Genomic DNA, 26864 nt, shown 5'->3' on the forward strand with positions numbered 1-26864 from the left:
GTATAGTATATATATAAATATAATGAAGAGAACCGATTGACCTGCTGTCCGCTCAACATACTGCTGCACTGACGCTCCATGAAACGCCCGAAAGCCGTCATCGATCCCGAAGTCCTCCGCCATGCAGCGGACGAGGCTGTCAGCGCCCTCAAGCTGCTGGCCAACGTTGAGCGCATGCTGCTGCTGTGCCAGCTTGCGCAAGGCGAGATGTGCGTCAGTGAACTCGAAGAACATCTGGAGATCCGTCAACCAACGCTTTCACAGCAGCTCGGCGTTCTGCGCACAGAGGGGGTCGTCAGCACGCGCCGTCAGGGCAAGAACATTTTCTACAGCGTCGCAAATCCAAACCTGCTCGAAATCCTGGCCGTGCTCTACCGGCTCTACTGTCCCAAGGAACAATGATGTCCATCGCCTTGAATGAATTCACCCCCTGGTCCGCCTTGGCCGGTGGGATGCTCATAGGTCTGGCCGCGGCGATGTTCGTGCTGCTGAACGGCCGCATCGCCGGTATCAGTGGCGTCATCGGCGGGCTGTTCAAGCCGAACAAGGGCGACCTGGCCTGGCGTGCCGCATTCGTGCTGGGCCTCGTGGGTGCGCCCTGGGTCTATGAGTTGGTCGCGGCGCTTCCCCAACCCCGAATCGATGCGTCTTTTGGTGCTTTGGTGATCGCCGGCCTGCTGGTGGGTGTGGGCACTCGGTACGGGTCGGGTTGCACCAGTGGACATGGCGTGTGCGGGTTGGCGCGTTTGTCGCCGAGATCGATGGTCGCCACTGGGGCCTTTATGGTTGCTGGCTTCGCGACCGTGTTCATCATCCGCCATTGGCTTGGCATCTGAGGAGACATTGAATGACGGTTTTTACATCGTTGCTGGCCGGCCTCGTCTTCGGACTTGGCCTCATCGTGTCTGGCATGGCTAATCCGGCCAAGGTGCTGGGCTTCTTGGACCTGGGTGGCGCCTGGGACCCTTCGCTGGCCTTTGTGATGGCGGGCGCGATTGCCGTCGGAGCGCTGGCGTTCGCGCTGGCCAGGAAGCGCACCGTGTCATTCCTCGGTGCGCCGATGAAGTTGCCCACGTCGCGGGACATCGACAGTCGTCTGCTGATCGGCAGCGTCGTATTCGGTATCGGATGGGGTGTCGCCGGTTTCTGCCCCGGGCCCGGTCTGGTCGCACTGGGAATGGGCGAGGTCAAGGCGCTTGTATTCGTAGCGGCGATGCTCGTGGGCATGGGCGCCTTCGAACTGCTCGAGCGTCGCAAGCAGCCTGCCGGCCTTCGACCCACCTGAATCAAAGCGATGTCCGCCGTCCTCGCCTGGCTGAGTACTCTGGTGACCATCGCAGTGTTGGTGGCGTACGAGACGGTGCTCATGGTCGCGCAGCGACGCCGCCCCGAGCGCATGGCACGCAGCGCGCATGCGGCGCTGCGGGAAGACTGGTTCATTGCCGTGTCGCAGAACCCTGGCTCGGAGATTCTCGCGGTGCAGACGCTGCGAAACTCGCTGATGTCGGCGACCATGACGGCATCGACAGCGATGCTTGGATTGATCGGCACTGTCACTCTTGCTGCACCCTCACTGCATGCGAGTCTGGATGAAGCGGCGATGCTGCCGAGCCTGACTCCGAAGCTGGTGCTCGAGCTCCTGTTGCTTGCGTTGCTGTTCGCCTCACTGGTGTGCTCGGCAATGGCTGTTCGCTACTACAACCATGTGGGTTTCATCAGCGGCGTGCCGGTGGAGTCCGCATTGCGCAAGCGCTGGAATCAGGCCGGCATCGCCTACGTGCGTCGCGCCGGCTTGTTGTATAGCTGGGGTCTGCGTCACCTTATATTGGTAGCCCCGATCCTTGCTTGCCTGCTCCACCCCTTCGCAGGGCCGGTCGCGGCGACCGTTGTAGTCCTCGTCCTGGTCCGATTCGACAAGGTAGCCGCCAGCGGATCGCCCAACTCCACGGCGTATTTGGGAAGCCGTTCCAACTGATCGACAGCCGCTCAGTTGGGCGGTACCTGCGAGAACTCTTCAAACCCGGCGATGGCATGGGCTGCCTGCGTCAGCGAAGGGCCCCGCCCATGATTAGCCTTGCCGATGGTGCCGAGTACGCTGGCCGCGATCAAGCCCGGGCCAATTGCGATTCGCATGATGCGGTCAGCGGTGCCGACGTTGGGCTTCATTTATTGTTCCTTTGCACAATCAACACCATGGCGCAGCGAGCTGGACTGGCATGTGATGTGGATCAATAAACCAGGCTGTCGGATGGCCGCGTCGAATTTCAGAGGCCGACAAGGCCCAAGTTTCAGCCCGCACGATCTATTTGGGAGCGGGTTTTTCTTTGGCCGGGAAGTTGCCTTGCGCCGATGAACTGCACGCACCTTCGACAACGTCGGTCCCCTCGGCTTGCCTGCTTGCATGCAGGCAAGTTCTGAGAAGATTGCCTATGGCTTATCGATTGCATTACTGGCCGACCATTCAGGGCCGCGGTGAATTCGTGCGACTGGCGCTCGAAGCTGCCGGCGCCGAGTATGTCGACGTCGCGCGTCAATCGCCTGCAAAGGGTGGTGGTGAAGCGGCGCTGGGGCGCAGCCTGCAAGATCCGAAGAATACGCGCGCATCGTTCGCGCCGCCGTTCCTTGTCGATGGCGAAGTTGTGGTCGGGCAAACCGCCGCCATCCTTCTATACCTCGGGTCGCGGCTCGGCCTCGCGGGCGCGGGCGAGGTCGATGGGCTGTGGACGCATCAGTTGCAATTGACCATCGCCGACGCGGTGGCCGAGGCGCACGACACGCACCATCCGATCTCGGTCGATGCCTATTACGAAGACCAGCGTGCTGCCGCCTTGGAGCGTGCCAAGGCCTTTCGGGAAGAGCGCATGCCGAAGTTCCTGGGATGGTTCGAGCAGATCTTGCAACGCAATCCGGCCGGCGATCTGCATCTGGTTGGCAGTGCGCTCACCTACGCGGACCTGTCGCTGTTCCAGTTGGTCGCCGGTCTGCGCTATGCGTTTCCCAAAGCCACTGCACGCGTTCTGGCCGACACGCCTCTCGTTTCCAAGCTTCACGGCAATGTGAGTCGCCGCGAGCGGGTGCACGCCTATCTGCAGAGTCCGCGCCGCATCGCCTTCAACGAAGAGGGCATCTTCAGGCACTACCCGGAACTTGACGGCTAATCGCTCGGCTCGTCGTCGAGATCGCTGTTCGTGTGGTGGTCGCCATCACGCCTGCTCCCGTCCTTGCGGATGCGCAGCGCAGTGTCGTAGAGCGCATTGCGCGGCGCGCCGCTGATCTCCGCGGCGAGGCGCACGGCGGTCTTCACCGGCAGCTCTTCGAGCAGCAGTCGCAGCACACGTTCGCCTTCCGCGCCATCATCGACAGCGACTGCCTTCGGATGCAAAGCGAGTGCGAATTCCCCGCGCGTGCGGTCTCGTCCCGCGGTGAACCACGCCGGTAGCTCGCTGGCAGCCAGGGTAACGATCTCTTCGAATTGCTTGGTCAGTTCACGACCGATAGTGATCCGCCGGTCGCCCAGCACGGTCAGCGCTCTGGCCACGGCTTCGATGCGGTGCGGTGCTTCGAGCAAGACGACAGCGCGCGGTTCCAGCGCGAGCGCTTGCACGGCCGTGTCGCGTTCGCCAGCCTTGCTTGGCAGAAAGCCCGCGAAGACGAAAGCGCTGCTGTCGTCACCACCCGCGACGAGACCCGCAGCGCTGATCAGCGTGGTAACGGCGCTCGCGCCCGGCAAGGGAAGCACGCGAAGCCCGGCTGCGCGCACGGCAGCCACCAGCCGCGCGCCGGGATCGCTCACGCCCGGCGTGCCGGCGTCGCTCACGTACGCGATGCGTTCGCCTTGAGACAGGCGTGCGATGACGCCCTGCGCCGCTTCGGCTTCGTTGTGCTGGTGCAGCGCGAGCAGCTGGCCGCCAGGTCGGTCGATGCCATAGGCCCGCAACAAGCTTTGCGTATGCCGAGTGTCTTCGCAGGCGACAGCGTCGACCATCTGCAAAACATGCAGCGCGCGCAACGTGATGTCGGCCAGGTTGCCGATCGGCGTAGCGACGACGTAGAGCGTGCTCTGGGGATAATCCTGCCTGCCCGCGGCATCGCCCGCGGCCGAGAGGGCTGCGCCGAACGAGGCGGCGGTGATTGAAGCCAATGGTTTCTCCGGGACAACAACAGGATCGCAGGGATGGCGACAACTAAAACCACCAAGCAGCGTGGCGATGCAGCCGAAGACGCCGCGCTCGAACACCTGCAGGACGCCGGACTGGTACCGGTCGCCCGCAATTATCGAACGCCGGGTCGCGGCGGCGGCGAGATCGATTTGATCATGCGCGATCCACGCGACGGCACACTCGTGTTCGTGGAGGTGCGGCAGCGAGCGAGCGGTACGCATGGCGGCGCTGGCGGCAGCATCACTGGCGTCAAGCAGCGTCGCATCATCTTCGCCGCGCGCCACTACCTCAGCCGGCTGCGCACACTGCCGCCGTGCCGGTTCGATGTGGTGCTGGTCGAGGAAAAAATCGAGTGGCTGCAAGGCGCCTTCGACGCGGGTCACTAATGGCTCGAACGATTTGTTGCAGCGCCTGTCGTTATCATCCGACCCCAAATGCTTGAGCAACGGATACAGCAGCACTTCATCGACAGCGCCGACCTCAAATACCAGGCGGGCCCGGCGCTCAGCAAACCGATTTCGCAAGCGATGCAGGCGCTGCTGGCCTGCGTGACCAGCGGCGGCAAGGTGCTGGCCTGTGGCTCCGGCGTGTCGGGGCTGCTGGCAGCGCAGTTCGCTGCGCACTTCGTCGGCCGGTTCGAGCGCGAGCGACCCGAGCTCGCCGCCATCGCCTTGCCCGGTGACGCCACCGATCCGGCGGCCGACACGCCTGGCGCCATCGACAGCGACCGCTTTGCGCGCCAGCTGCGGGCGCTAGGCCACGCCGGCGACGTGTTGCTGGTGCTGAGCGCCAGCGGGCAGTCGTCCGCGGTGCTGGCGGCGGTCACGGCGGCGCATGCGCGCGACATGACCGTCGTTGCGCTGTTGGGCCATGCGGCCGGCAGTGGCGGCGCCATCGGCCGCGCATTGCGCGAAACAGACGTACAGGTCACGGTGCCGCACGAACGCGCGGCACGCATCCACGAAGTCCACCTCCTCGCGCTGCATTGCCTGTGCGACGGAGTGGACGCCCAATTACTCGGAGAACAGGAAGGTTCCACATGACGATTCCAACGACATCGACCCGCAGCATCGCCACGGCGATGGCCGCACTCACGCTGGGCGCCGCCTTGGTGGCCGGCCTTTCCGGCTGCGTGCCGCTGGTCATCGGCGGAGCCGCGGCGGCCGGTGCCGGCCTGGTCGCGACCGATCGCCGCAGTTCCGGCGCCCAGCTGGACGACCAGGGCATCGAACTGCGCGGCGCCGCACGCATCCGGGAGATCGCGAACGACGACATGAACGTCACGCTGGTGAGTTTCAACCGGCAGGTGCTGATGGTCGGTACCGTCGGCAGCGAGGCCGACAAGCGTCGCGCCGAAGAGGTCTTGCGCCGCGTCGACAACGTGCGGTCGGTGGTGAATGAACTCGTGGTCGGCCCGTCGAGTTCGTTCCCGCAGCGTTCCAACGACACCTACATCACCGGCAAGGTGAAGGCATCGCTGCTCGATGCCAAGGACATCTTCGCCAACTCGTTCAAGATCGTGACCGAGCGCAGCACTGTCTACATCATGGGCATCGCGACCCGTCGCGAGACCGATCGCGCAACCGAAATCACGCGCGGTGTGTCGGGCGTGGACCGCGTGGTGCGTGTGGTCGAAATCGTCAGCGACGCGGAGTTGGCGAACCAGACCCGCGCAAACACCGCACCGGCGCCGGTGTCCTCGCCGTCCTCAAGCGTCGCGCCGGCCTCGACCTCGCGCTCCAACGTCCCGCTGCCCCCGATGGAGCCGATGCCTGCGCCGAGCGGCGGCGCCAGCACCACGCCGGTTCGCTAGCAGAGCGAGCGCTGTTCCTATTTCAGCCTGGTGATAAGGCTGGAAGTATCCCAGCGCTTGCCGCCGGCCTGTTGCACTTCGGCGTAGAACTTGTCGACCAGTTGCGTCACCGGCAGCTGCGCGCCGTTGCGTTTGGCTTCGTCGAACACCAGGCCCAGGTCCTTGCGCATCCAGTCGACCGCGAAGCCGAAATCGAACTTGCCCTCGATCATCGTTTTGCCGCGGTTTTCCATTTGCCAGCTTTGCGCTGCGCCCTTGCTGATGACACCGAGCACCGCTTCCATGTCGAGACCGGCGCGCTGGCCGAAGGCGATGGCTTCCGACAATCCCTGCACGAGTCCCGCGATGCAGATCTGATTGACCATCTTCGCCAACTGGCCCGCACCGCTTTCACCCAGCAGGGTCACCGCGCGTGCGAACGCGTCGATCACCGGCTTGACCTGTGCGAACGTGGCGGCGTTGCCACCGCACATCACGGTCAGCGCGCCGTTTTGAGCGCCCGCCTGCCCGCCCGACACCGGCGCATCGATGAACTGCAGGCCTAGAGCCAGGCCAGCTTTGGACAACTCGCGCGCGACATCGGCCGAGGCCGTGGTGTGGTCGACGAACACCGAGCCCTTCTTCATGCCCGCAAAAGCGCCATCGGCACCCAGCACCACCGAGCGCAGATCGTCATCGTTGCCTACGCAGCAAAAAACGATGTCCGCATCGGCCACGGTTTCGCGCGGCGTGGCCGCATGACCGAGCTTGGCCACCGCGCCGGCTGCAGCAATCTCCTTTTGCCAGGCAGCGGACTTGGCGGCGGTGCGGTTGTAAACCGTCACACTGTGCCCGGCCAAAGCAAGGTGCCCGGCCATTGGGTAACCCATCACGCCAAGGCCGAGAAAAGCGACCTTGTGCGAAGGGACGAGGGAATAGATTTTGGTATTGAGGCTGCTCATGCCCCGAGCTTAGCGCCGCGAGCTCAGACTATGGCGAAATGCTCGGTGCCGGCAGACAGATCTTGCGACTTGGCGCGCCGGCTGTTCAGCTTGATCTGCAGACGCAGGTCGTTCGCCGAATCGGCATTCCGAATGGCGTCGTCGAAAGTGATCGCGTTGTTTTCGAACAAATCGAACAGCGCCTGGTCGAAAGTCTGCATGCCCAGGTTGCGACTCTTCTTCATGATCTCTTTGATCTCGCCGACCTCGCCCTTGAAGATCATGTCGGAGATCAGGGGCGTGTTGAGCAAAATCTCGACCGCTGCGATGCGCCCCTGGCCGTCTTCGGTCGGAATCAGGCGCTGCGACACCAGGGAGCGCAGATTCAGGGACAAGTCCATCAACAACTGGTTGCGGCGCTCTTCCGGAAAGAAATTGATGATGCGGTCGAGCGCCTGGTTGGCGCTGTTGGCATGCAGCGTCGCCATGCAAAGGTGACCGGTTTCGGCGAATGCGACGGCATGCTCCATCGTCTCGCGATCGCGGATTTCGCCCATCAAAATGACGTCGGGCGCCTGGCGCAGCGTGTTCTTGAGAGCGGCTTCCCAGCTGTCGGTATCGATGCCCACTTCACGCTGCGTTACTACGCAGTTTTTGTGCGGGTGCACGAACTCGACCGGGTCCTCGACGGTCACGATGTGGCCGTACGAATTTTCGTTGCGCCAGTCGATCATGGCGGCCAGCGTGGTCGACTTGCCCGAGCCCGTGGCGCCAACCAGGATGGTCAGGCCGCGCTTGGTCATCGCCACGTCCTTGAGCACCTGCGGCATGCCGAGGCCGTCGATGGTCGGCAGCTTGGCGGGAATGGTCCGCATCACCATGCCGACCTTTCCCTGCTGCACGAATGCGTTCACCCGAAAGCGCCCGACACCGGTCGGCGAGATTGCGAAGTTGCATTCCTTGGTCCGCTCGAACTCGGCCGTCTGGCGGTCGTTCATGACCGATCGGGTGAGCGCCAGCGTGTGCTGCGAACCGAGCGCCTGGCCCGACACCTTGGTCACTTTGCCGTCGACCTTGATGGCCGGCGGGAAGTCGGCGGTGATGAACAAGTCGCTGCCGTTGCGGCTCACCATGAGCTTGAGCAGTTCGTTGATGAACTGGCTGGCCTGATCGCGTTCCATGTGTCTGCTCCGGAAAGATCCAGAAAAAAAATCAGCCCGGGAAGTTCTCCGGGATCTTGGCTTTGCCGCGTGCCTCGGCAGATGAAATCACGCTGCGGCGCACCAGGTCGGTCAGGTTCTGGTCGAGCGTCTGCATGCCCTGACCGCTGCCAGTTTGAATCGACGAGTACATTTGCGCAACCTTGCCTTCGCGGATCAGATTGCGAATGGCCGGCGTGCCCAGCATGATCTCGTGCGCCGCAACACGGCCCTGGCCATCCTTGGTCTTGCACAGCGTCTGAGAAATCACCGCTTGAAGCGACTCCGACAGCATGGCGCGGATCATGTCTTTTTCTTCGCCCGGGAACACGTCGATGATCCGGTCGATGGTCTTGGCCGCCGACGAGGTGTGCAGGGTGCCGAACACCAGATGGCCCGTTTCAGCCGCCGTCATGGCCAGGCGAATCGTTTCCAGGTCGCGCATTTCGCCGACCAGAATCGCATCAGGATCTTCGCGCAGGGCAGAGCGCAGAGCGGCCGCGAAAGACAGCGTCATCGGCCCGACTTCGCGCTGATTGATCAGGCACTTTTTCGATTCGTGGACGAATTCGATCGGGTCTTCTACCGTCAGGATGTGGCCGTACTCGGTTTCGTTCAGGTAATTGACCATCGCGGCGAGCGTGGTCGATTTGCCCGAGCCGGTCGGGCCTGTCACCAGCACCAGGCCGCGCGGCTTCAATGCGAGTTCGCCGAAGATTTTGGGCGCGTTGAGTTGCTCCAGCGACAGGATCTTCGAAGGAATGGTCCGGAATACCGCCGCAGCGCCGCGCGACTGGTTGAAGGCATTCACCCGAAAGCGGGCCAGGCCGTCGATCTCGAAAGAGAAGTCGACTTCCAGAAATTCTTCGTAGTGTTTGCGGTGCGTGTCGCTCATGATGTCGTACACCATGGCGTGCACCGCCTTGTGATCGAGCGCGTCGACATTGATGCGCCTCACGTCGCCATGCACCCGGATCATCGGCGGCAAGCCGGACGAGAGATGCAAGTCCGAAGCCTTGTTTTTGACGCTGAACGCCAGCAGTTGGGTAATGTCCACGGGGTCCTCGAATGGGTCGGTGACGTTTTGATACGCTTTTGACGATTATGACGATGATTCGTGACAACCTCCAGCAAGTTACCTCCCGGATCGTGACGGCTTGCACAGCCGCCGGACGGGATCCGGCGAGCGTGCGCTTGCTTGCGGTATCGAAAACCTTCCCAGCAGAGGCGGTCCGCGATGCGTATGGAGCAGGTCAACGCGCTTTTGGGGAAAACTACATTCAGGAGGGTGTGGGCAAGATCCAGTCCTTGGCGGACATTCGTGCCGAACTTGAGTGGCACTGCATCGGCCCGCTCCAGAGCAACAAGACGCGTCTGGTGGCCGAGCATTTCGACTGGGTCCACAGTGTCGACCGGTTGAAGATCGCCCAGCGCCTGAGCGAGCAGCGGCCGGCTGAGTTGGCACCGCTTCAGGTCTGTTTGCAGGTCAATGTCGATGGCGGCGCCAACAAGTCGGGTGCGTCGCCGGACGAGGCGCTGGCGTTTGCGCAGGCTGTTGCGGCGTTGCCACGGTTGCGACTGCGCGGGCTGATGGCGATCCCGGAACCGGCGGCCGGCTTCGACGCGCAGCGGGCGCTTTTCATGACGGCGGCTGCAGTTTTCGACCGGATCAAGGCGTCGGGCATCGAGCTCGATACGCTGTCGCTGGGCATGAGTGCCGATCTGGAAGCCGCCATCGCTGCCGGCAGCACGATGGTCCGGGTCGGGACGGCGATCTTCGGCGGGCGCTGACCGCGTCGGCATAACGCCCTGCGCTGCGCGCATAAGTCATGGCGCAGTCACAGGGCAAGGTCTATCGTCGACGGCATCCACCCAACACACGGAAGCCTCGAATGAGCGAAAAACTTTCCTTCGTCAATCCCACACCCACCAGTCCGTGGGGGACATATTTGCAGCAGGTCGACCGTGTGATGCCTTACCTGGGCGACCTGGCCAAGTGGGCTGAAACGCTCAAGCGACCGAAGCGCGCGCTGATCGTCGACGTACCGATCGAAATGGACGACGGCCGCATCGCGCACTATGAAGGCTATCGCGTGCAGCACAACATGAGCCGCGGGCCGGGCAAGGGCGGTGTGCGTTTCCACCCCGATGTCACGCTGGAAGAAGTGATGGCGCTGTCGGCCTGGATGACGGTCAAGACGGCTGCGGTCAACCTGCCGTACGGCGGCGCCAAGGGCGGCATTCGCGTCGACCCCAAGAAGCTGTCGCTCAAAGAGCTGGAGAAAGTCACGCGCCGCTACACCAGCGAGATCGGCATCATCATCGGCCCGCACACCGACATCCCGGCGCCCGACGTCAATACCAACGGCCAGATCATGGCGTGGATGATGGACACCTATTCGATGAACACCGGCGGCACCGCCACTGGTGTCGTCACCGGAAAGCCACTGCACCTCGGTGGTTCGCTGGGCCGCGTCAAGGCGACCGGCCGCGGCGTGTTCGTCACCGGCCGGGAAGCCGCTCGCCGCCTGGGCCTCGACCTGCGCGGTGCGCGTATTGCGGTACAGGGCTTCGGCAACGTGGGTTCTGTCGCAGCAGAGCTTTTTGTAGAGGCCGGCGCAAAGATCGTCGCTGTGCAGGATCACACCGGCACCATCGTCAACGAGAAAGGGCTCGACCTGGCCGAGCTGATTCCGGTGTCGCGCACGCCCGCCGGCGCGGTGAGCTTCAAGGGTGGCGACGTCGTGCCCAACGAAGCCTTCTGGGACGTGGCCTGCGACATCCTGATTCCAGCCGCGCTCGAAGGCCAGATCACCGCCGCGCGCGCCAAGAAGACCACCGCCAAGCTGGTGCTCGAAGGCGCCAACGGCCCGACGGTGCCCGAGGCCGACGACATCCTGGCCGAGCGCGGCGTGCTGGTGGTGCCCGACGTGATCTGTAACGCTGGCGGTGTGACGGTGAGCTACTTCGAATGGGTGCAGGATTTCTCGTCGTTCTTCTGGGACGAAGACGAGATCAACGTGCGGCTCGACCGCATCATGATGAATGCGTTGAACCAGATCTGGGACACGGCCGACAAGCACAAGATCAGCTTGCGCACTGCCACCTATGCGGTGGCCTGCGAGCGTATTTTGATGGCGCGGCAGGAACGCGGTCTGTACCCTTGAGTTCACTTTCAAGCGTGAGGTAGAGGTGCTCGTTTCTGGGCGCGGGGAACGCTTGCGTTCGAGGTGTGTCGAAGCCGGGTGCCGGCAAGTCGTCGGTGATTTCGCCGCTAGCATCGACACGCCATGTCCACAGTCTTTTCTTCTCGCGCTTTCGTCCCTTTTTCTGCCGCGCTGGCTGTCGCCGCTGCGCTGCTTTTGTCCGGTTGCGGCAGCACGCCAAAGCCTGTCTCCTACGAGCCGGAAGAGTTCGATTCGACCACCACCCACACCCGCAGCTATTCGGCCAGCGAGGGACAAACTTGTGAAGCGGCGCGTCGCGCTCTGCTGAGTCAGGGCTACATGCTCACGGCGTCGAGCACCGACCTGGTGACGGGCCGCAAGAGCTTCCAGCCGACCGGTGAGGTACACGTCGAAGTCGAGTTGCGCGTGGTCTGCGCATCAGAGGTCGCCAAGGGTCATCGCACCGTGACCTTCGTGACGGCGCTGCAAGACCGCTATGCGCTGAAGAAAGTCAACAACTCGGCAAGCGTGGGTGTCGGCGCCATCGGCTCACTTTCTCTGCCGTATTCGTCGAGCGACGATGCCATGGTGAAGATAGCGAGCGAGACGCTGACCGACGAAGGCTTCTACGATCGCTTTTTTGCGTTGCTCGAACGGTTCCTGAAGGCTCAGCAGGGCAACGAGCCCTCGGTGTCGCCGGCGGCGCTGGGATCGCCAGAGGCCATGCCGGCCGCGCCCGCCAGTCCGGCAACAGCGCCACCCAAGTAATCGACAGAGCGAAGGTTCAGGCCGCGCGGGCCGTCGCCAGCGCGGCTTCGAGCTGCTCGACGGTAAACGGTTTGGCAAGCCAGATGGTTCCGGGCATCGGATCGTCGGGCTGTATTTGCCCGCTCGCAAAAATCACCTTCATGCGATGGCCCGACGGCAGGCTTTGCACCAGGTCGTAACCCGACAAGGCAGGCAGGCCAATGTCGGTGAGCAGCACGTCGAACGCGCCGTCCATGAAGCGCGACTTGGCCACTTCTGCACTCTTGACGCCCGTGGCCCAGTGGCCGAGCAGCTGCAGCAGTTCGACGGTGGCCGACAGCGCCGCAGCGTCGTCCTCCACCACGAGTACCCGCAGTTTGCCCGGCGCTGCGGACGTCTCCTCGGGATTCGGCGGATTGTCTCGGGCGTCGTTGGAGTGGGGCACGTCGGTCGTCATCGGGGAGATCCGGTCATGGCTCAACTTTAGGGCCAGCGTCTGCGACATGGCCGTCTCCTCCGGCACAAGCTGGCGTAGGAGGCGCGCTTTTTTCAAGCAGGCCGCCCAATTGCGCTTCACCGCGTCAGCGTCGACTTCCCAAAAAGACTCTCGATCAACGCCACTGCTACTTCCGCGGTCTGGTTCCGCACATCCAGTGCCGGATTCAATTCGACCACATCGAGCGACCCCAGGCGCCCGGTGTCCGCCGCCATTTCCATGCACAGCTGCATCTCGCGATAGGTCGGCCCGCCGCGCACACCCGTTCCCACACCGGGCGCATCCGCCGGATCGAGGCAATCGAGGTCGAAGCTCACGTGCAGGTGGGTGTCTTCGTCGACGTCTTGCAGCGCCTCGGTCATGGTGTGGCGCATGCCGTGCTCGTCGATGTGGCGCATGTCGAACACGCGCAGGCCCATGGTGCGGATCGCTTCCTTCTCGTCATCGTCGACGCTCCGAATGCCGATGAAGCGCACCGCTTCGGGAACGAGCGCCGCACGTTCGCCGCTCCAACCGGTCAGCGCGGCCGGGCCGTGACCGAGCAGGCACGACACCGGCATGCCGTGGATGTTGCCGCTCGGGCTGGTGGTGTCGGTGTTGACGTCGGTGTGCGCGTCGAGCCACAGCACCCGCAGTTTCTGCCCGCGCTTGCGCACATGCCATGCGATCGCGCTGATGGAGCCGATGGCCAGGCAGTGGTCGCCGCCCAGCATCAGCGGCACGCGTCCGGCGCCCAACGCAGTGTCGACCGCGTTGTAGACCGCACGGTTCCAGGCGATCACTTCGTCCAGATGCCGCAGGCCATTGGTCGGTGCGGCCCAAGGCGTCGCCGGGCCAGCGAGGTTGCCGCGATCGACGACGGAAAAGCCCTGGCGCGTTAGCGTCTCGGCGAGGCCCGCGACGCGCAGGGCGTCCGGACCCATACCCGCGCCGCGCACGCTGGCGCCTACGTCGGTAGGGGCGCCGATGAGTTCGAGCGTGGCGGTCATGGTGTGGTACGAGTCATGGGTCGAGCCTACCCTTGCGCGTGCAAAAGCGGCAAGCAACCGGGTGGAAACACTGAAGCCTCGGGGCCCTTTTTTCAGTGACTGCACGGTATCCTGACAAGCGCCTTTGAGAGCGTAATCAAGGAGACAACATGAAACACCTCAGCGGCCTCGACGCCACCTTCCTGCACCTTGAAACCCCTGAGATGCCTATGCACGTGGGTTCGCTCAACGTGCTGGACTTGCCTCCAGGCTACAAGGGCGATTTCTACGAGGACGCCAAGGCTTTCATGGCCAGCCGGATTCATCTGGCCGATGTGTTCACCCGCAAGCTCGCACTGATGCCGTTCGACCTGTCGAACCCGGTCTGGGTCGACGAGGAAGACATGGACATCGACTACCACGTGCGGCACATCACGCTGCCCAAGCCGGGCACCAATCGCCAGTTGCAGCAGTACGTTGCGCGCCTGCATTCGACGCTGCTCGACCGCAGCCGCCCGCTGTGGGAGTTCTTCATCATCGACGGCTTGCAAAGCGGCCAGGCTGCGCTCTACACCAAGGTGCATCACGCTGGCATCGACGGGCAGGCCGGCGTCGCGCTCGGCAAGGCGATCTTCGATCTCGACGCGGTCGGCCGTGTCGTCAAACCGCCGCGGGCCCGTGCGCGCAGCAACAACTATTCGCTCGGCATGGCCGAACTCGCGGGCGCCGCGCTGCGCAATACGGCGCAGCAGTACGTGAAGCTGTTCAAGATGGCGCCCGCCTTTGCACGCGCCATCGGCGGCCTCGCCAAGCCGGATGAAAAAGCCGCCGAGAAATCGCTGACGACGGCACCGAAAAAGTTCAAGCTGCTGGCGCCGCGTACCCCGTTCAACGTGTCGATCACCAATCAGCGCACTTTCGCTGGCCGCACCATTTCGCTGGCCGAGACCAAGCACATCGCCAGGCATTTCGGCGTGACGCTGAACGACGTCGTCATGGGCACGGTGGCGGGCGCCCTTCGCAAGTACCTGAAAGACAGCAACGAGCTGCCCGAAAAGTCGATGGTCGGCGCCATTCCGGTGAGCCTGCGCGAAGCCGGCGACGAAACCGCCAACAACCAGGCCAGCATGATCTTGGTGAGCCTCGCGACCGACATCAAGGACCCGGTGGCACGGTTGAAGCAGATCAACGCGTCGTCGAACGCGTCGAAGTCGACCATGAACAAGTTCAAGGCGGTCATCCTCGACGACTTCCCGATGTTCGGCGCGCCGTGGCTTATCTCCGGTGTGGCCTCGATGTTCGGACGCTCGGGGCTTGTCAACGTCATTCCCCCCGTTGCCAATGTCGCTATTTCGAACGTGGCCGGTGCGCCGTTTCCAATGTACTTTGCGGGCGCGCTGGTCACCTGCTACTACCCGGTGTCGATCGCCAGCCACGGCATGGCGCTGAACGTGACGGTGCAAAGCTACAACGGCCGCATGGACTACGGCCTGATCGCCTGCCGCCGTGCGGTGCCCGACATCACCGAGATCGGCGACTACATGCTGGCCGAGCACAAGACGCTGATGGATCTGGCCGGACCGATGGCGGCGGCGCAGCCGGCGGCTGCAGCCGCAACCGCTGCTGCAGCCCCAGCGCTCGAAGTCGTTGCGAGAGCGGTGCGCAAGCCGAACCTGAAGATCGTCGGCAAGCCTGCCGGCAAACCTGTCGGCAAGAGCACTGCGAAAGCCGCGGCCAAGCCGATCCCGAAGCCGATCGTCAAGGCAGTGACCAAGCCCGCTGCCAAGTCAACGCGCAAGGCGCCGGTGCCGGCCAAGCGGGCGCGCGCCGGCGCGACTGCAAGCTCGTGAAATCATCAAAAAATTGGGGCAGTTGGACTAACTTTCTCCCGCTTCTAGTTATCGCGGCCTAGGAATTGCCGAAGAAGATCGGTCCATCGCAAACCAGCGACCCGATCAACTTCAAGGAAATTTTCATGTCTACGCAAACCTTCTCTTCCGTTGCCGTCCATGTCGTCGGGCAGTACAACGAAGCCGGCAAGACGCTCGTGAGCGCCTACCGCACGGGCGCGCATCGTCTGCTTGGCGGCGCGGCTTCGCGCTTGTCTGCGCGCTTTGCTGCAGCCCAAAAGGTCACTGGCTTCCTGGCCAACCGCCTCGACATCGACACCAGCCGCGTCGTCGCGCTGATGGACCGTGTCGCTGCTGCCAGCACCAACGGCATCGAATCGGTCGCCGGCCGCGCTGCGCAGATCGAATCGCCGGTCGCCACGTCGATGTTCAAGACGCTGAACGCCTTCAACCTGCCGATCGCCAACGTCTCCGCCCAAATCGCCGACAAGATCGTCGAGGGCGCCAAGCAGATCGAAGTGCGCTTGAGCGGTGTCGATCTGCCGAAGGCCGTTCGCACCGCCAAGGCCAAGGTCCGCGCCGCTGCAAAGCCGGTCCGTCGCGCTGTTCGCAAGGCAGCTTGAGGTGGTGACCAGGGCGCCGACTCCAAAACTGGCGCCTGCCAAAAAGGCTGCTGCGCCCAAGGCCCCCGTTGTCAGAAAGCGGGCCGCTGCCGGCAAACCTGCTGGCCCTGCCGCAATAGCCGCTGCATCCATAGCTGCACCTGCACCCAAGGCGAAACCCGGCAAGGCGGAAGTCTTGCTGCGTGCGGGCCTGAAGGCGCTCGGCAACGTTCGCGACGATGTCGTCAAGCGCCAGACCAACGTCATCGAAGGTCTGCTCGGCATCCAGCCCAAAAGCGATGCCGTACCGGGCCGCGGCTTCCCGAGCCTCGACAGCTTCGGCATCCGCAAGTTCGAAGACGTTTTCGACCAACGCGTGGCAACGGCGTTGCAGCGGCTCGGCATGCCGACACCGCAAGAAGTCCAGGCGCTGCGAGACGAGGTGCGCGAACTTCGCGAGCAACTCGATCGAATCGGTGGGGCTGATCGTTCGGTTCGCACCGCGGCAAAGACGCCCGCCTCGCCATCCCGGCGCAGGCGCTGAACTCGTCAGCATCGCGGCGGCTGTCTCCTCACCTGTGGCAAGTCCCAACACACGCGACCGCATTCTGCTGACCAGCCTCGCGCTGTTCAACGCAGAAGGTCTGGCTGCCGTGTCGACCCACAAAATCGCGGCCGAACTCGGCATCAGTCCAGGCAACCTGCACTATCACTTCAAGGCCAAGGCGCTCATCGTCGAATGGCTGTTCCGGCGTTTCGAGCAACGGCTCGAAGCGTTGAACACTTCGTCGACCTCGATTACCGCCATCGACGATCTCTGGCTCGCGCTGCACCTGCGTTTCGAGGCCATCAACGAGTACCGGTTCATCTATCGCGACATGGCTTTCCTTTCGAGCGAGTACCCGTTGCTCGGCCAGCGGGCGCAAGACCTCACCGCGCACAACCTGGTCGCAGCGCAGGCGCTGTGCGAGGGGTTGGTGGCGTCAGGCGTGATCGAGACCAGCGCCGAGCAGGCCCGAATCCTCGCGCTGCAGATGGTTTTCACCACGACTTGCTGGTTGTCGTTCGAGCGGCTGGTGCCGGGGCGCGATGCCTTGGCGAAGGCCGACCCCGGGCTTGCGGCTTTCTACACGCTTACGCTGGTTTCGCCTTACGTTTCAAGCGAATCCAGGGCTTACCTTGATTACCTGCGCGGCAAATACCTCGGATAAATGGGCCTGTTGTCCCACGGCCCGAGACACCCGCCAAGATCAGTTTAGACAACAATTTAGACAAGGAGAGATCACATGACCGTTGCCGCCCAAGCTGCAATCGACCCAAGCCGCCAGGAAGCAATCAAGCCGCCGTCGCGCCTGCTGCTGCTGGCGGAAGTCCGAGCGCTTTGGGAGACGGGCGCCGGCATCGCCATGTGGCCTCTGCTGCAACTCACGCCGCGCGGAGATGGCCATCCGGTGCTGGTGCTCCCGGGCCTGGTCGCCAGTGACACCTCGACCGGGATCCTGCGCCGCTACCTTGAAAGCCGCGGCTACGACGCGCATGGATGGGGTCTCGGACGCAATATGGGACCGCGCGCAGGTGTCGAGGCCGGCATGGTCAAGTTGCTGCGAGAACTGCACGGCAAGAACGGCCAGAAGGTCAGCGTCGTCGGCTGGAGCCTCGGCGGCGTGTATGCCCGTTTGCTGGCATCGGCACATCCTGAACTCGTGCGCAATGTCATCACGCTGGGCAGTCCGTTTTCTGGCAGCCCGCGTGCGACCAATGCATGGCGCGTGTACGAAGGCGTGAGCGGCCAAAGCTCGCACGACCCCAAGCGCATGAAGTACGTCAGCCCAACGCCTCCGGTACCGACCACTTCGATTTTCAGCCGCACCGATGGCGTGGTGGCATGGCAATGCAGTCTTGAGAAGACCGGCCCGCAGTCGGAAAACATCGAGGTGATCGCCAGCCACATCGGCCTCGGTGCGCATCCTGCGGTGATGTACGCGCTGGCAGATCGCCTGTCGCAGCCTGAAGGACAGTGGAAGCCATTCAACCGCACGCTGCTCGGGCCCCTGGTCTACCCCAATCCCGATAGAACTTAGCGCGTTCCGTTTGCCTGGGCCAGTTAGTTACTTGCCCAGACATCCAGCACGTAGCGCTGCTGGGCGAGCATCCCGGCCATCCACGTCGCACTGTCCTCTCCATGCTCGCGTGCGATGTCGCTCAAAGTACGGCGCACATCGGGCTCCATGCGCGAGCCGTCGCCACATACGTACACCGTGGCGCCAGCCTCGATCAGTTTCCAGACTGAGCCGGCTTGCTCGCGAATCAGGTCCTGCACATAGGCCTTGCGCCCTCCGGCCCGCGAGAACGCGGTGTGCAAGTCGACCAGGCCATTCTCTGCCCATGCCTTTAATTCATCCGCGTAGATGAAGTCCTGCTCGGGATGCCGGCAGCCGAAGAACAGCATCGCATCACCGATCACCGTGCCCTTGGCCTTCTGCGCAGCACGCTCCTGCAAGAAGCCGCGAAACGGCGCCAGCCCGGTACCGGGGCCGATCATGATGACCGGCTTGCTCGCGTCGTCAGGCAGGCCGAAGCCGTCCGCGGTGGTCGCACGGACGAAGCCATGCACCGTGTCGCCGGGTTTGGCGCGCGAGAGAAAGTTGGAGCACACACCCTCGAAAGTGCCGCGCCCCGATCGCGCAGGCGCACTCACCACACCGACCGTCACGCTGCAGCGCGACGCGTCGACTTTGGGCGAGGACGAGATTGAGTAGTAGCGCGGCGACAGCGGCGACAGCATTTCGAGATACACCGCCAACGGCAGCTCGCACGCCGGAAATTCCTCCAGCAGATCGAGCACCGATTTGCGCGGCATCAGCACTTCGCTCTTGTAGTGAGCCGCTGCTGCTTCGTCCCCGCCTATGCTCGCGCCCAACGCGTTCTGCGTCACCGGGCAACGGGTGTGCTCTGCCATGGTGCCGATCTGCTTGCGCGTGGCGACGTCCTGCAGTTCGACATAGTCGCCGAGCAGCCGCTCGACCGCGATCACTTCATCGACTGGCAAGAACGCCTTGCGCCCGGTGGCGGCTTTGAGCCGAACGTGCGCGTCGCGCGACAGGCCGAAGCGCTTCATCGCCCGCTCGACTTGGGCGGGGCTGTTGCGCGGCACCACGCTCAAATGGTCACCGGCGCGATAGCCGACGCCTTCCGGCAGTGCGAGTTCGATGTGGCGGGTCGAGCGGTCGGACGGCGTGGCGCCGGTCGTGGTCTGCAACTCATCATTGACGATGACGCGCAGCGCCACCGCACCGAGGGATTCGACCAGCCCGCTGGTCTGCGGCGGCGGCAACTCTTCGAGCGTGTAGAGCGCTTTGGCCTTCGCTGCGTTCGCGTCGGCCTCGATGTGGAAGCGGGTGTTGAGCACCGGCCACAACGCGTCGGCCCAATCCTGGAAGGCGCCGTCCATGTCTTCGCGCGCATCGCCTTCGCCACGCGCATGGATGCGCTCGGCGCCGAGCTGCGCCAGCTTCTCGTCGATGCGCCGCGGCACCGCCTGGTACGTCGATGCCCAGTCGGTGTTGCCGCAGCCGAAAACGCTGTAACTCACGCCGTTCAACGAGTCGTCGGCTGCATCGAGCCAGCGCCAGAACTCGACGGCGTTGTCTGGCGCGGTGCCGTTGTACGACGCGCTGACGATCGCCACCGCACCGTTGGCCGGCAAGCGCTCTGCATAGTCGTCGAGCGATGCGATGGTGGTGGAGAAGCCGCGCATTTCTCCGGCCTGCGCGAGCTGCCTCGCGAGGTCTTCTGCAGAGCCGAGATTGGAGCCATGCAGCACCAGCAACGATGTACCGTGCCTTGCGCCGCGCGTCGTCATCGGCACTGCCAGCGCACCCGCGACTTCCGATGCAGCAGCATCCGCCAGCGCCGCACCGGGCCGGCTGCGCAACGCCATCGGGTCGCGCGGCTCGACTTTGATCTTGAAGCCTTCAGGCTTGATCGTCAGCGCCTCCTTGACCTTCAACTGGTAGTCGGTGTGATCGATCAGCTTGAAGCGCTGGATCACCATGCCGAGCGTGAGCACGGCTTCCTGCAAGGCGAACTGGCGACCGATGCAGGCGCGCTGCCCGTTGCCGAAGGGCTTGAACGCATTGGCTGGGCGGGTGCGCTCGGCTTCGCGGGTGAAGTGCTCGGGATTGAACTGGTCGGCGTTCTCGCCCCAGATGCCTTTGTCGCGATGCAGTGCGAGCGCATGCATGATGACCATGTTCTTCTTGTGGATCGTGTATTTGCCACCGATGGTGGTGTTCTCTTTGGCGCGCATCGAGATGGCCGGCGCGGTCGGGTACAGCCGCAGCGACTCCTTCAATATCTGCAGCACGTACTGCAGCCGATTCACCTGCGCATAGGTCGGCCGCACCGTGAGATCGGTACCGAACACGCTGTCGACTTCGGCCTGCGCCCGCGCCAGCACGTCGGGATTCTTGATGAGAAAGTAAGTCGCGAAAGACAGCAATCCGCTGGTCGTCTCGTGGCCCGCGATCAGGAACTCGATGCACTCGTCGCGGATCATCTTGTCGTCGAGCTTCTCGCCGCTCTTCTTGTCGACGCCGGCGATCATGTAGCTCAGCAGATCGGGCTTGCTGGCGATGTCGGCGCCGCTCTCGCGCCGCTCCTTGATGATGTCCTCGACCATCGTGTGCATGTAGCGGATGTCCTTGCGCTGCTGCGCAAGCTGCTTCTTCATCATGAACTCTTCGAGCGGCAAACCGCGCCGGTCTTGCACCGTTTCGAGCGTGCGAACCATCGCATCGACGAAGGGATGAAAGCCCTCGCGATAGAACGAGTTGAAGCGATAGCCGAAGCCGCACAGGCCGATGGTGTCGAGCGTCAGCGCGGTCATGTCGCGCGTGACGTCGACCTCGTCGTCGAAGTTGAGACGCTCCCACTTGGTGACGAGTTGCTCGGCGATGTCCAGCATCATCGGGTGGTAGGCCTGCATCGCGCGCTGGCTGAAGTTGGCCAGCAGGATGTTGTGCGGCTTGCTCCAGGTAGCCTCGTGCGCGTCGGAAGTGAAGAGTCCGTGCGACGCGGCACGGAGGCGCCGCAACGCGCCCTTGGTGCTCTTGTCGAAGCGCGCTTCTTCGCACAGCTCGTCGACCAGTGCAGGTGACGACACCACGATCACCGGCATGCCCGGCATGTCGAGCCAATAGATGCCGCCCAGCTCCTGGGCGATGCGCCACATGTCCATCACGGGGGACGCGGAATCGATCGACAACAGATTGCCGACGAAGGGCTTCTTGGCCGGATGGGGAATCGGATAGAGCGCGTTGTTGCCTGCCATGGGGAGCCTTGTTGGAGTCTTGCAGAGACTTGCTTTTCGGGTCGAAATGACTCCCGGAGTATTGGGACCACCACGAGGGGCGACGTGGCGGGGTATTCCCTTAGCGCAGGCCGATCACGCGCCACGCGTAGCTGCACAGCGTGCGCACCATTTCGTCGGTCGAAAGGCGCCCGTCGGGCCGGTACCAGGTGTAGCAAAAGCCGGGCAGGCTGCAAGCGGCCAGCGCGGTGATCTTGGCATCGCCGAAATCGAGGTCGCCGTCATTGCGCGCCTCTTCGAGCAGCGGACACATGCGGTCGTAGAAATGGTGCGCCAGCTTGAGCGCTGCGGCCCGGTATTCAGGCCGATAGACCTGTGGCTCACGGTAGGCGAAGAACGCGCAGGGGTGATGCGCGATGGTCAGGCGGATCAACCGCTCGATGCCCTCCATCACCTTGACCACGGCACGTCGGCGATCGTCCGCGGGGAAGTCCATCGCCGTCAGGCAATCGACGGCTGGGCGCCATGACAGCGTCTCGAAGATCTCCTGCTTGTCGCGAAAGTAGTAGTAGACGAAGGGCTTGGTGACGCCGAGCGCGCGCACGATCTGCGCCATCGTCGTGTTGGCGTAGCCCTGGTCTGCGAAGAGCTGCGCTGCGACCTGAAGGATGCGCTCGCGTTGCTGGTCGGTGCGTTGCGTGGCGGCGCGCTGTCGGCCTGTGGCGGCAAAGGGTTTGCTCTGTGTTGCCGACGCTGTTCCCGAAGTTATACCCATCAGTAGGATTGTTGAAGCACCGTGCGGGCAAGGCAAGCACTCGCCTCTATCGATAACCCTGACAAAGACGCCATGGGGACTGCAGAAGACACGCGAACGACGGTGCCTGCCCAAAGACAAGGATCGAAGTGTTCAAGAAGGTATTGATTGCCAACCGCGGCGAGATCGCGGTTCGGCTGGTGCGCGCCATGCGCGATTCGGGCATTGCCAGTGTCGCGGTCCATGCGCAGGACGATGCGGCGGCTTTGCACGCGAGGTTGGCCGACACGGCGGTGGCGCTCGATGCGACGGGGCCGGCCGCGTATCTCGACATCGCCTGTTTCATCGCCGTCGCGCGTGCGCATGGCTGCGACGCGGTGCATCCGGGCTACGGCTTCCTGAGCGAGCGGGCGGACTTCGCAGAGGCCTGCGCGAAAGCCGGCCTGACCTTCATCGGCCCGACGCCCGAGCAGCTCGCGCTGTTCGGCGACAAGGCGCGCGCGCGGGCGCTGGCCATGCGGTGCGATGTGCCGGTGATGCCGGGCAGCGCGGGTGCCGTCACTTTGGCGGAGGCGCGGAGCTTCTTCGCGGAGCAGCAGGCGCTGGGTGCCGCGATCATGCTCAAAGCCATCGGCGGTGGCGGGGGCCGCGGCATGCGCACGGTGTTGAACGCGGACGATCTGCCCGAGGCTTACGCTCGCTGTACGTCGGAAGCCAGAGCGGCTTTCGGCGTCGAGGGTGTTTACGTCGAGCGCCTGATGCGCAACGCGCGCCACATCGAGGTGCAGGTGCTCGGCGACGGTACATCGGTCGCGAGCCTGGGGGAGCGCGAGTGCACCTTGCAGCGGCGTTTCCAGAAGCTGGTCGAAATCGCGCCGAGTCCTTCTCTGCCCGAAGCACTGCGCGAGCAGATCACGCAGGCTGCACTTCGGATTTCGAAGGCGGTCGGCTATCGCAGCCTCGGCACCTTCGAGTTTCTGGTCGATGCCGAATCGACGACCTTGTCCTTTGTTTTCATCGAGGCCAATCCACGGCTGCAGGTCGAGCACACGGTGACCGAGGCGGTGACCGGGCTCGATCTGGTTCAGCTGCAGCTCGATATCGCGAGCGGCGCATCGTTGCACGACCTCGGCATTGCGCCCGATCGAATTGTCCCGCAGCGTGGCTTTGCAGTGCAGTGGCGCATCAATGCCGAGACGCTGGATGCGCAGGGCAATGCAGGGCCGTCGGGCGGCACGCTGACGCGCTTCGATCTTCCGTCAGGACCGGGCGTACGCGTGGATACGCACGGCTATGTCGGCCTCGCGCCATCGCCGCACTACGACACGCTGCTCGCCAAGCTGATCGTGCATTCGTCATCGCCAAAATTCGCAGACCTGTTGCGACGTTCGCTCGGCGCGCTGGACGAATGCCGCATCGATGGGCTTGCCACGAATCTTTCGCTGTTGCGCGCTCTGGCCGCACGGCCAGAGTTCGCGACGCAAGCAGTGCACACGCGTTTCGTCGAAGAACATCTGGTGGAACTGCTGGCCGACGCGTCGCACATCGATCACGCAGTTGCTCCAGTCGAGCCGCCAATAGAAGGCATGGCCACTGCGGCACAGCACGAAAAACGAGATGCATCGATGGTCCGCGCACCGATGCCCGCCAAGCTCGTGCAATTCGACGTGGTCGTGGGCGACGTGGTGCCTCTGTGTGCGCAGATCGGCGTGCTCGAAGCGATGAAGATGGAGCATCTGCTGCACGCGCCCTTCGCGGGCCGTGTCGTTGCACTGCGTGCGGCGCCGGGCGACTATCTTGTCGAAGGCCAGTCGCTGGTGCAGCTCGAAGCGATGGACTCCGAGGCAGTGCAGGCCGTTGCAGGCGCCACGCAAGACCTCGACACCCTCCGCCCCGATCTGCAAAAGGTGATCGACCGTCACGCGCCGACGCTGGATGCCAATCGCGGCCCGGCAGTCGCCAAGCGCCGAGCGCAGGGCGGTCGCACTGCTCGCGCCAACATCGCGGACCTCTGCGAGACCGTCGAGAACCCGGGCAATTTCATCGAATACGGTGCGCTCGCCATCGCAGCGCAAACACGCCGCCGCACGCTTGAAGACCTGGTCGCCAACACACCGGCCGACGGCATGATCACCGGCATCGGCAGCGTCAACGCAAAGCAGTTCGGCGCGGAGAAGTCGCGCTGCGCAGTGCTGGCCTACGACTACACCGTTCTGGCCGGCACGCAGGGCATGCGCAACCACCAGAAGACCGATCGCATGCTGTCGATCGCGCACCGGCTCAAGTTGCCGGTGGTGCTGTTCGCCGAAGGCGGCGGCGGCCGGCCGGGCGACACCGACATGCCCATCGTGGCCGGCCTCAACAATCACACTTTCAGCCAGTTCGCGGGCCTGTCGGGCAAGGTGCCTGTCGTCGGCATCGTGCATGGGCGCTGCTTTGCCGGCAACGCTGCCTTGCTCGGTTGTGCCGACGTCATCATCGCAACGAAGGCCAGCAACATCGGCATGAGCGGGCCAGCCATGATCGAAGGCGGGGGCCTCGGCACTTTCTCGCCGGAGCAGATCGGGCCGAGTGGCGTGCAGTCGAAGAACGGCGTGATCGACATCCTGGTCGACGACGAGGCCGCAGCCGTCGCGGCGGCGAAGCAGTACCTCGCGTACTTTCAGGGCACGACCCAAGACTGGCAATGCGCCGACCCGCGCACCTTGCGCCAGGTCGTGCCCGAGAACCGCCTGCGCGTGTACGACGTGCGCGCGGCGATGCGCGGCGTGGCCGACACCGGTTCGTTGCTCGAATTGCGCGCCGGCTTCGGCGTCGGCATCGTCACGGGGCTGGCGCGCATCGAAGGTCGGCCCATCGGGTTGATGGCGAACAACCCGCAGCATCTCGGTGGCGCCATCGATGTGGAGGCTGCCGACAAATCGGCGCGCTTCATGCAACTGTGCAACGCGCACGGATTGCCGATCGTCGCGCTCTGCGACACCCCTGGCTTCATGGTCGGACCCGAGATCGAAGCGCAAGCGCAAGTGCGCCATGTGTGCCGCATGTTCATGGTGGCGGCGCACCTGCGCGTGCCGTACTTCGCGGTCGTGCTGCGCAAGGGCTATGGGCTCGGTGCGCAGGCGATGACGGCTGGCGGTTTCGATGCGCCGGTGTTCACCGTGGCGTGGCCGACCGGCGAGTTCGGCGCGATGGGGCTCGAAGGCGCCGTGCGGCTCGGCTTCAGAAAGGAACTCGGTGCGGTGGCCGAAGGCGCGGAGCGCGATGCGCTGTTCAGGCAACTGGTGGCGCAACAGTACGCGAATGGTGAAGCCATCAACATGGCGCAGACGCTGGAGATCGATGCGGTGATCGACCCGGCCGACACGCGCAGCTGGCTGGTGCGCGGGCTCGAATCGGGATCGCGAGGGGTGCGCGAGGCCACGCCTTACGTCGACACCTGGTAACACCTTCGCATGGCGGCCGATCTCCCGACCCGTCATGCGGTCATGATGGCTCTCTACACTGAGCCACTTTGCCCGCATGAGTTCGATTTCGTTCCTTTTGCCGTCGCGACGACGGCCATGGCAGGCGGCTGTCGTCGCGTCCCTCCTCGCGTCCCTCCTCGCCACAACGGCTGTCTTGCCGTTCGCCGCTGCGCATGCTGCAGACAATGCCCCTCGCTGGACGGCCAGTTGGGCAGTCGCCGCCCGCGACTACAACGAGCCGTCTCCAGTGCCCGGCATCGCGACGCCGCCCGCACTGACGCTGCACGATCAAACGGTCCGTGTGCGTGTCGACCCTGCAGCCGGCGGCACCTCGGTGCGCGTGCGTTTTTCGAATGCGTTCGGCACCGCGCCGCTGCACATCGCGGCTGCGAGTGTGGCCCGCGGCACGGGCGGTGACGCGTTGTCGCCCGGGTCCATTCGGCCGCTGCTTTTCATGGGGCAGCGCGACGCCACCGTCGCACCCGGTGACCAGGTATGGAGCGATGCAGTGCGCCTCACCGTCACGCCGCGACAGCCGCTAGCGGTCAGTGCATACATCGATGCAGAGACGCGTGCCGCAACGGCGTACACGGGCCCCGCGCCGCTGAGCTGGCTGGTGCCCGGCGACGCGACCGGCACCGCGAAACTGAAGGGCGCCGTCGTATCGCCCTGGGGTCACTTCGTGACCGGCATCGATGTGGCGCGGGAGACGACCGGGGCGTCGGCATCGACACCGCCCGTGGTCGTTGCGATCGGTGACTCGATCACGTATGGCGTGGGCGCTGTCAGCGGCACCGACGGCAGCTACCCGACGCGCCTCGGCCAGCGGCTGCGCGCGCAGCCGGGAGGCGCCATCGAGACCGGCGCTACGGCAAGAACCGCCAGCGTCGCGAGCGTCATCAACGTCGGCATCGGCGGCAACCGCCTGCTCACCGACGGCATCGGGCAGAAGGCGCTCGACCGCTTCGATCGCGACGTGCTGTCGCAGAGCGGCGTGACGCACGCGATCATCCTGATAGGCACCAACGACATCGGCCTGAGCAGTTTGCCGGGTGCCGCGCCGGTCAGCGTCGACCAGCTCACTGCGGGCCTGCAACGGCTGATGGACGCCGCGCGCACGCAGGGCGTCAAGGTGCTGCTGGGCACCGTCACGCCGTTCAAGGGATCGGGTTACTGGTCGATTGAAAACGAAGCGACCCGGCAGGCGTTGAACCGATGGATTCGAGGTCGCCAAAACATCGCTGGCGTGGTCGATTTCGACGTCGCGCTGCGTGATCGCAAGGATGCGGTGGCACTGAATCCGAAGTACGACAGCGGCGACCACTTGCACCCCAGCGATGCCGGCTATGCAGCGATGGCCGAGGCGGTCGACGTGCGCGAACTGCAACCTTGACCGCAAGCTTTACCGCA

The 26864-nt window shown here is 64.1% G+C and carries 27 protein-coding genes; 18 read left to right on the forward strand and 9 right to left on the reverse strand.

The window, feature by feature from the left end:
- Positions 1-78: 78 nt before the first annotated feature.
- Genes QN397_RS05100 through QN397_RS05115 form a run of 4 tightly spaced genes read left to right on the forward strand, consistent with a single transcriptional unit; the run spans position 79 to position 1975 of the window.
- Positions 79-402 carry a metalloregulator ArsR/SmtB family transcription factor gene (locus QN397_RS05100; protein ID WP_323500252.1) on the forward strand — a complete coding sequence of 108 codons (324 nt, stop codon included), beginning with the start codon at positions 79-81 and terminating at the stop codon, positions 400-402.
- The gene (locus tag QN397_RS05105) at positions 402-836 is read left to right on the forward strand and encodes a YeeE/YedE family protein (RefSeq protein WP_323500253.1); all 435 of its coding nucleotides are present in this window, start codon (positions 402-404) and stop codon (positions 834-836) included. Before QN397_RS05100 ends, QN397_RS05105 begins: the two co-directional genes overlap by 1 nt.
- An 11-nt stretch (positions 837-847) precedes the next feature.
- On the forward strand, positions 848-1285 hold the full coding sequence (locus QN397_RS05110) for a YeeE/YedE family protein (protein WP_323500254.1): 438 nt from the start codon (positions 848-850) through the stop codon (positions 1283-1285).
- 9 nt (positions 1286-1294) lie between these two features.
- The gene (locus QN397_RS05115) at positions 1295-1975 is read left to right on the forward strand and encodes a DUF599 domain-containing protein (protein WP_323500255.1); all 681 of its coding nucleotides are present in this window, start codon (positions 1295-1297) and stop codon (positions 1973-1975) included.
- Between the two features lie 11 nt (positions 1976-1986).
- Here QN397_RS05115 and QN397_RS05120 read toward each other — a convergent pair whose 3' ends face one another.
- Positions 1987-2166 carry a DUF2892 domain-containing protein gene (locus QN397_RS05120; RefSeq protein ID WP_323497189.1) on the reverse strand — a complete coding sequence of 60 codons (180 nt, stop codon included), beginning with the start codon at positions 2164-2166 and terminating at the stop codon, positions 1987-1989.
- 263 nt (positions 2167-2429) lie between these two features.
- Here QN397_RS05120 and QN397_RS05125 point away from each other — a divergent pair, with 263 nt between their 5' ends.
- Positions 2430-3158, forward strand: a complete 729-nt coding sequence (locus QN397_RS05125; protein ID WP_323500256.1) for a glutathione S-transferase — start codon at positions 2430-2432, stop codon at positions 3156-3158.
- On the opposite strand, the gene rsmI is transcribed toward QN397_RS05125, so the two are convergent.
- Positions 3155-4141 (reverse strand): 16S rRNA (cytidine(1402)-2'-O)-methyltransferase, encoded by a 987-nt coding sequence (rsmI, locus tag QN397_RS05130; protein ID WP_323500257.1) that lies wholly within the window; start codon positions 4139-4141, stop codon positions 3155-3157. The two genes, QN397_RS05125 and rsmI, sit on opposite strands and share 4 nt — an antisense overlap.
- A gap of 33 nt (positions 4142-4174) precedes the next feature.
- On the opposite strand from rsmI, the gene QN397_RS05135 reads away from it, so the two are divergent.
- From QN397_RS05135 to QN397_RS05145, 3 genes are read left to right on the forward strand one after another with little or no spacing between them, the layout of a single operon-like run.
- A complete protein-coding gene (locus QN397_RS05135; protein ID WP_323500258.1) occupies positions 4175-4546 on the forward strand; it encodes a YraN family protein in 372 nt (123 codons plus the stop codon).
- A 48-nt stretch (positions 4547-4594) separates the two neighbouring features.
- Complete coding sequence (locus QN397_RS05140) at positions 4595-5203, forward strand: SIS domain-containing protein (RefSeq protein ID WP_323497185.1); 609 nt, start codon at positions 4595-4597, stop codon at positions 5201-5203.
- Positions 5200-5973 carry a BON domain-containing protein gene (locus QN397_RS05145; RefSeq protein ID WP_323500259.1) on the forward strand — a complete coding sequence of 258 codons (774 nt, stop codon included), beginning with the start codon at positions 5200-5202 and terminating at the stop codon, positions 5971-5973. The genes QN397_RS05140 and QN397_RS05145 overlap by 4 nt, the downstream gene beginning before the upstream one ends.
- 17 nt (positions 5974-5990) lie before the next feature.
- On the opposite strand, the gene QN397_RS05150 is transcribed toward QN397_RS05145, so the two are convergent.
- Genes QN397_RS05150 through QN397_RS05160 form a run of 3 tightly spaced genes read right to left on the reverse strand, consistent with a single transcriptional unit; the run spans position 5991 to position 9149 of the window.
- Positions 5991-6914 (reverse strand): NAD(P)-dependent oxidoreductase, encoded by a 924-nt coding sequence (locus QN397_RS05150; protein ID WP_323497183.1) that lies wholly within the window; start codon positions 6912-6914, stop codon positions 5991-5993.
- A gap of 23 nt (positions 6915-6937) precedes the next feature.
- Positions 6938-8074 (reverse strand): PilT/PilU family type 4a pilus ATPase, encoded by a 1137-nt coding sequence (locus QN397_RS05155; protein ID WP_187054055.1) that lies wholly within the window; start codon positions 8072-8074, stop codon positions 6938-6940.
- Between the two features lie 31 nt (positions 8075-8105).
- Positions 8106-9149 (reverse strand): type IV pilus twitching motility protein PilT, encoded by a 1044-nt coding sequence (locus QN397_RS05160; RefSeq protein WP_187054056.1) that lies wholly within the window; start codon positions 9147-9149, stop codon positions 8106-8108.
- A gap of 47 nt (positions 9150-9196) precedes the next feature.
- Here QN397_RS05160 and QN397_RS05165 point away from each other — a divergent pair, with 47 nt between their 5' ends.
- The 3 genes from QN397_RS05165 to QN397_RS05175 all read left to right on the forward strand — a co-directional run bounded on the left by QN397_RS05165 (position 9197) and on the right by QN397_RS05175 (position 12027).
- Positions 9197-9883, forward strand: a complete 687-nt coding sequence (locus QN397_RS05165; protein ID WP_323500260.1) for a YggS family pyridoxal phosphate-dependent enzyme — start codon at positions 9197-9199, stop codon at positions 9881-9883.
- 101 nt (positions 9884-9984) lie between these two features.
- Positions 9985-11259 (forward strand): Glu/Leu/Phe/Val family dehydrogenase, encoded by a 1275-nt coding sequence (locus QN397_RS05170; protein ID WP_187054058.1) that lies wholly within the window; start codon positions 9985-9987, stop codon positions 11257-11259.
- Positions 11260-11382: 123 nt separating this feature from the next.
- Positions 11383-12027 (forward strand): DUF2242 domain-containing protein, encoded by a 645-nt coding sequence (locus QN397_RS05175; RefSeq protein WP_323500261.1) that lies wholly within the window; start codon positions 11383-11385, stop codon positions 12025-12027.
- Between the two features lie 16 nt (positions 12028-12043).
- Here QN397_RS05175 and QN397_RS05180 read toward each other — a convergent pair whose 3' ends face one another.
- Both QN397_RS05180 and rocF read right to left on the reverse strand, forming a co-directional pair.
- Positions 12044-12511 (reverse strand): response regulator, encoded by a 468-nt coding sequence (locus tag QN397_RS05180; RefSeq protein ID WP_323500262.1) that lies wholly within the window; start codon positions 12509-12511, stop codon positions 12044-12046.
- Between the two features lie 68 nt (positions 12512-12579).
- On the reverse strand, positions 12580-13491 hold the full coding sequence (rocF, locus tag QN397_RS05185) for an arginase (protein WP_187054061.1): 912 nt from the start codon (positions 13489-13491) through the stop codon (positions 12580-12582).
- A gap of 149 nt (positions 13492-13640) precedes the next feature.
- Between rocF and QN397_RS05190 the strand changes: the two genes are divergently transcribed.
- From QN397_RS05190 to QN397_RS05210, 5 genes are all read left to right on the forward strand, one after another.
- Positions 13641-15320, forward strand: coding sequence for a wax ester/triacylglycerol synthase family O-acyltransferase (locus tag QN397_RS05190; protein ID WP_323500263.1), 1680 nt, complete (start codon positions 13641-13643; stop codon positions 15318-15320).
- Positions 15321-15445: 125 nt separating this feature from the next.
- The gene (locus QN397_RS05195; protein WP_323500264.1) at positions 15446-15943 is read left to right on the forward strand and encodes a hypothetical protein; all 498 of its coding nucleotides are present in this window, start codon (positions 15446-15448) and stop codon (positions 15941-15943) included.
- A gap of 175 nt (positions 15944-16118) precedes the next feature.
- The gene (locus QN397_RS05200; RefSeq protein WP_323500265.1) at positions 16119-16466 is read left to right on the forward strand and encodes a phasin family protein; all 348 of its coding nucleotides are present in this window, start codon (positions 16119-16121) and stop codon (positions 16464-16466) included.
- A gap of 34 nt (positions 16467-16500) precedes the next feature.
- On the forward strand, positions 16501-17133 hold the full coding sequence (locus QN397_RS05205; RefSeq protein ID WP_323500266.1) for a TetR/AcrR family transcriptional regulator: 633 nt from the start codon (positions 16501-16503) through the stop codon (positions 17131-17133).
- A 75-nt stretch (positions 17134-17208) separates the two neighbouring features.
- On the forward strand, positions 17209-18003 hold the full coding sequence (locus QN397_RS05210) for an esterase/lipase family protein (RefSeq protein ID WP_323500267.1): 795 nt from the start codon (positions 17209-17211) through the stop codon (positions 18001-18003).
- A 23-nt stretch (positions 18004-18026) separates the two neighbouring features.
- On the opposite strand, the gene QN397_RS05215 is transcribed toward QN397_RS05210, so the two are convergent.
- Entirely contained in the window at positions 18027-21254 is a 3228-nt protein-coding gene (locus QN397_RS05215) for a bifunctional cytochrome P450/NADPH--P450 reductase (RefSeq protein ID WP_323500268.1), read from the reverse strand.
- A gap of 100 nt (positions 21255-21354) precedes the next feature.
- Positions 21355-22008 carry a TetR/AcrR family transcriptional regulator gene (locus QN397_RS05220; protein ID WP_323500269.1) on the reverse strand — a complete coding sequence of 218 codons (654 nt, stop codon included), beginning with the start codon at positions 22006-22008 and terminating at the stop codon, positions 21355-21357.
- A gap of 128 nt (positions 22009-22136) precedes the next feature.
- Between QN397_RS05220 and QN397_RS05225 the strand changes: the two genes are divergently transcribed.
- Both QN397_RS05225 and QN397_RS05230 read left to right on the forward strand, forming a co-directional pair.
- A complete protein-coding gene (locus QN397_RS05225; RefSeq protein WP_323500270.1) occupies positions 22137-25433 on the forward strand; it encodes a carboxyl transferase domain-containing protein in 3297 nt (1098 codons plus the stop codon).
- Positions 25434-25608: 175 nt separating this feature from the next.
- Positions 25609-26847, forward strand: a complete 1239-nt coding sequence (locus tag QN397_RS05230; RefSeq protein WP_323500271.1) for an SGNH/GDSL hydrolase family protein — start codon at positions 25609-25611, stop codon at positions 26845-26847.
- Positions 26848-26864 lie beyond the last annotated feature (17 nt).

Source organism: Variovorax sp. RTB1 (assembly GCF_035018765.1).
In the GTDB taxonomy this organism is placed as follows: Bacteria; Pseudomonadota; Gammaproteobacteria; order Burkholderiales; family Burkholderiaceae_C; genus Variovorax.

Excerpts from the sequence above, each read along its gene's own strand:
- QN397_RS05155 (WP_187054055.1), bottom strand. The coding sequence starts at position 8,074 with ATGGAACGCGATCAGGCCAGCCAGTTCATCAACGAACTGCTCAAGCTC.
- QN397_RS05140 (WP_323497185.1), top strand. The coding sequence starts at position 4,595 with ATGCTTGAGCAACGGATACAGCAGCACTTCATCGACAGCGCCGACCTC.
- QN397_RS05120 (WP_323497189.1), bottom strand. The coding sequence starts at position 2,166 with ATGAAGCCCAACGTCGGCACCGCTGACCGCATCATGCGAATCGCAATT.
- QN397_RS05210 (WP_323500267.1), top strand. The coding sequence starts at position 17,209 with ATGACCGTTGCCGCCCAAGCTGCAATCGACCCAAGCCGCCAGGAAGCA.
- QN397_RS05125 (WP_323500256.1), top strand. The coding sequence starts at position 2,430 with ATGGCTTATCGATTGCATTACTGGCCGACCATTCAGGGCCGCGGTGAA.
- QN397_RS05215 (WP_323500268.1), bottom strand. The coding sequence starts at position 21,254 with ATGGCAGGCAACAACGCGCTCTATCCGATTCCCCATCCGGCCAAGAAG.
- QN397_RS05100 (WP_323500252.1), top strand. The coding sequence starts at position 79 with ATGAAACGCCCGAAAGCCGTCATCGATCCCGAAGTCCTCCGCCATGCA.
- QN397_RS05195 (WP_323500264.1), top strand. The coding sequence starts at position 15,446 with ATGTCTACGCAAACCTTCTCTTCCGTTGCCGTCCATGTCGTCGGGCAG.
- QN397_RS05220 (WP_323500269.1), bottom strand. The coding sequence starts at position 22,008 with ATGGGTATAACTTCGGGAACAGCGTCGGCAACACAGAGCAAACCCTTT.
- QN397_RS05165 (WP_323500260.1), top strand. The coding sequence starts at position 9,197 with ATGACGATGATTCGTGACAACCTCCAGCAAGTTACCTCCCGGATCGTG.
- QN397_RS05170 (WP_187054058.1), top strand. The coding sequence starts at position 9,985 with ATGAGCGAAAAACTTTCCTTCGTCAATCCCACACCCACCAGTCCGTGG.
- QN397_RS05175 (WP_323500261.1), top strand. The coding sequence starts at position 11,383 with ATGTCCACAGTCTTTTCTTCTCGCGCTTTCGTCCCTTTTTCTGCCGCG.
- QN397_RS05180 (WP_323500262.1), bottom strand. The coding sequence starts at position 12,511 with ATGTCGCAGACGCTGGCCCTAAAGTTGAGCCATGACCGGATCTCCCCG.
- QN397_RS05110 (WP_323500254.1), top strand. The coding sequence starts at position 848 with ATGACGGTTTTTACATCGTTGCTGGCCGGCCTCGTCTTCGGACTTGGC.
- QN397_RS05150 (WP_323497183.1), bottom strand. The coding sequence starts at position 6,914 with ATGAGCAGCCTCAATACCAAAATCTATTCCCTCGTCCCTTCGCACAAG.
- QN397_RS05135 (WP_323500258.1), top strand. The coding sequence starts at position 4,175 with ATGGCGACAACTAAAACCACCAAGCAGCGTGGCGATGCAGCCGAAGAC.
- QN397_RS05105 (WP_323500253.1), top strand. The coding sequence starts at position 402 with ATGTCCATCGCCTTGAATGAATTCACCCCCTGGTCCGCCTTGGCCGGT.
- rocF (WP_187054061.1), bottom strand. The coding sequence starts at position 13,491 with ATGACCGCCACGCTCGAACTCATCGGCGCCCCTACCGACGTAGGCGCC.
- QN397_RS05190 (WP_323500263.1), top strand. The coding sequence starts at position 13,641 with ATGAAACACCTCAGCGGCCTCGACGCCACCTTCCTGCACCTTGAAACC.
- QN397_RS05115 (WP_323500255.1), top strand. The coding sequence starts at position 1,295 with ATGTCCGCCGTCCTCGCCTGGCTGAGTACTCTGGTGACCATCGCAGTG.
- QN397_RS05145 (WP_323500259.1), top strand. The coding sequence starts at position 5,200 with ATGACGATTCCAACGACATCGACCCGCAGCATCGCCACGGCGATGGCC.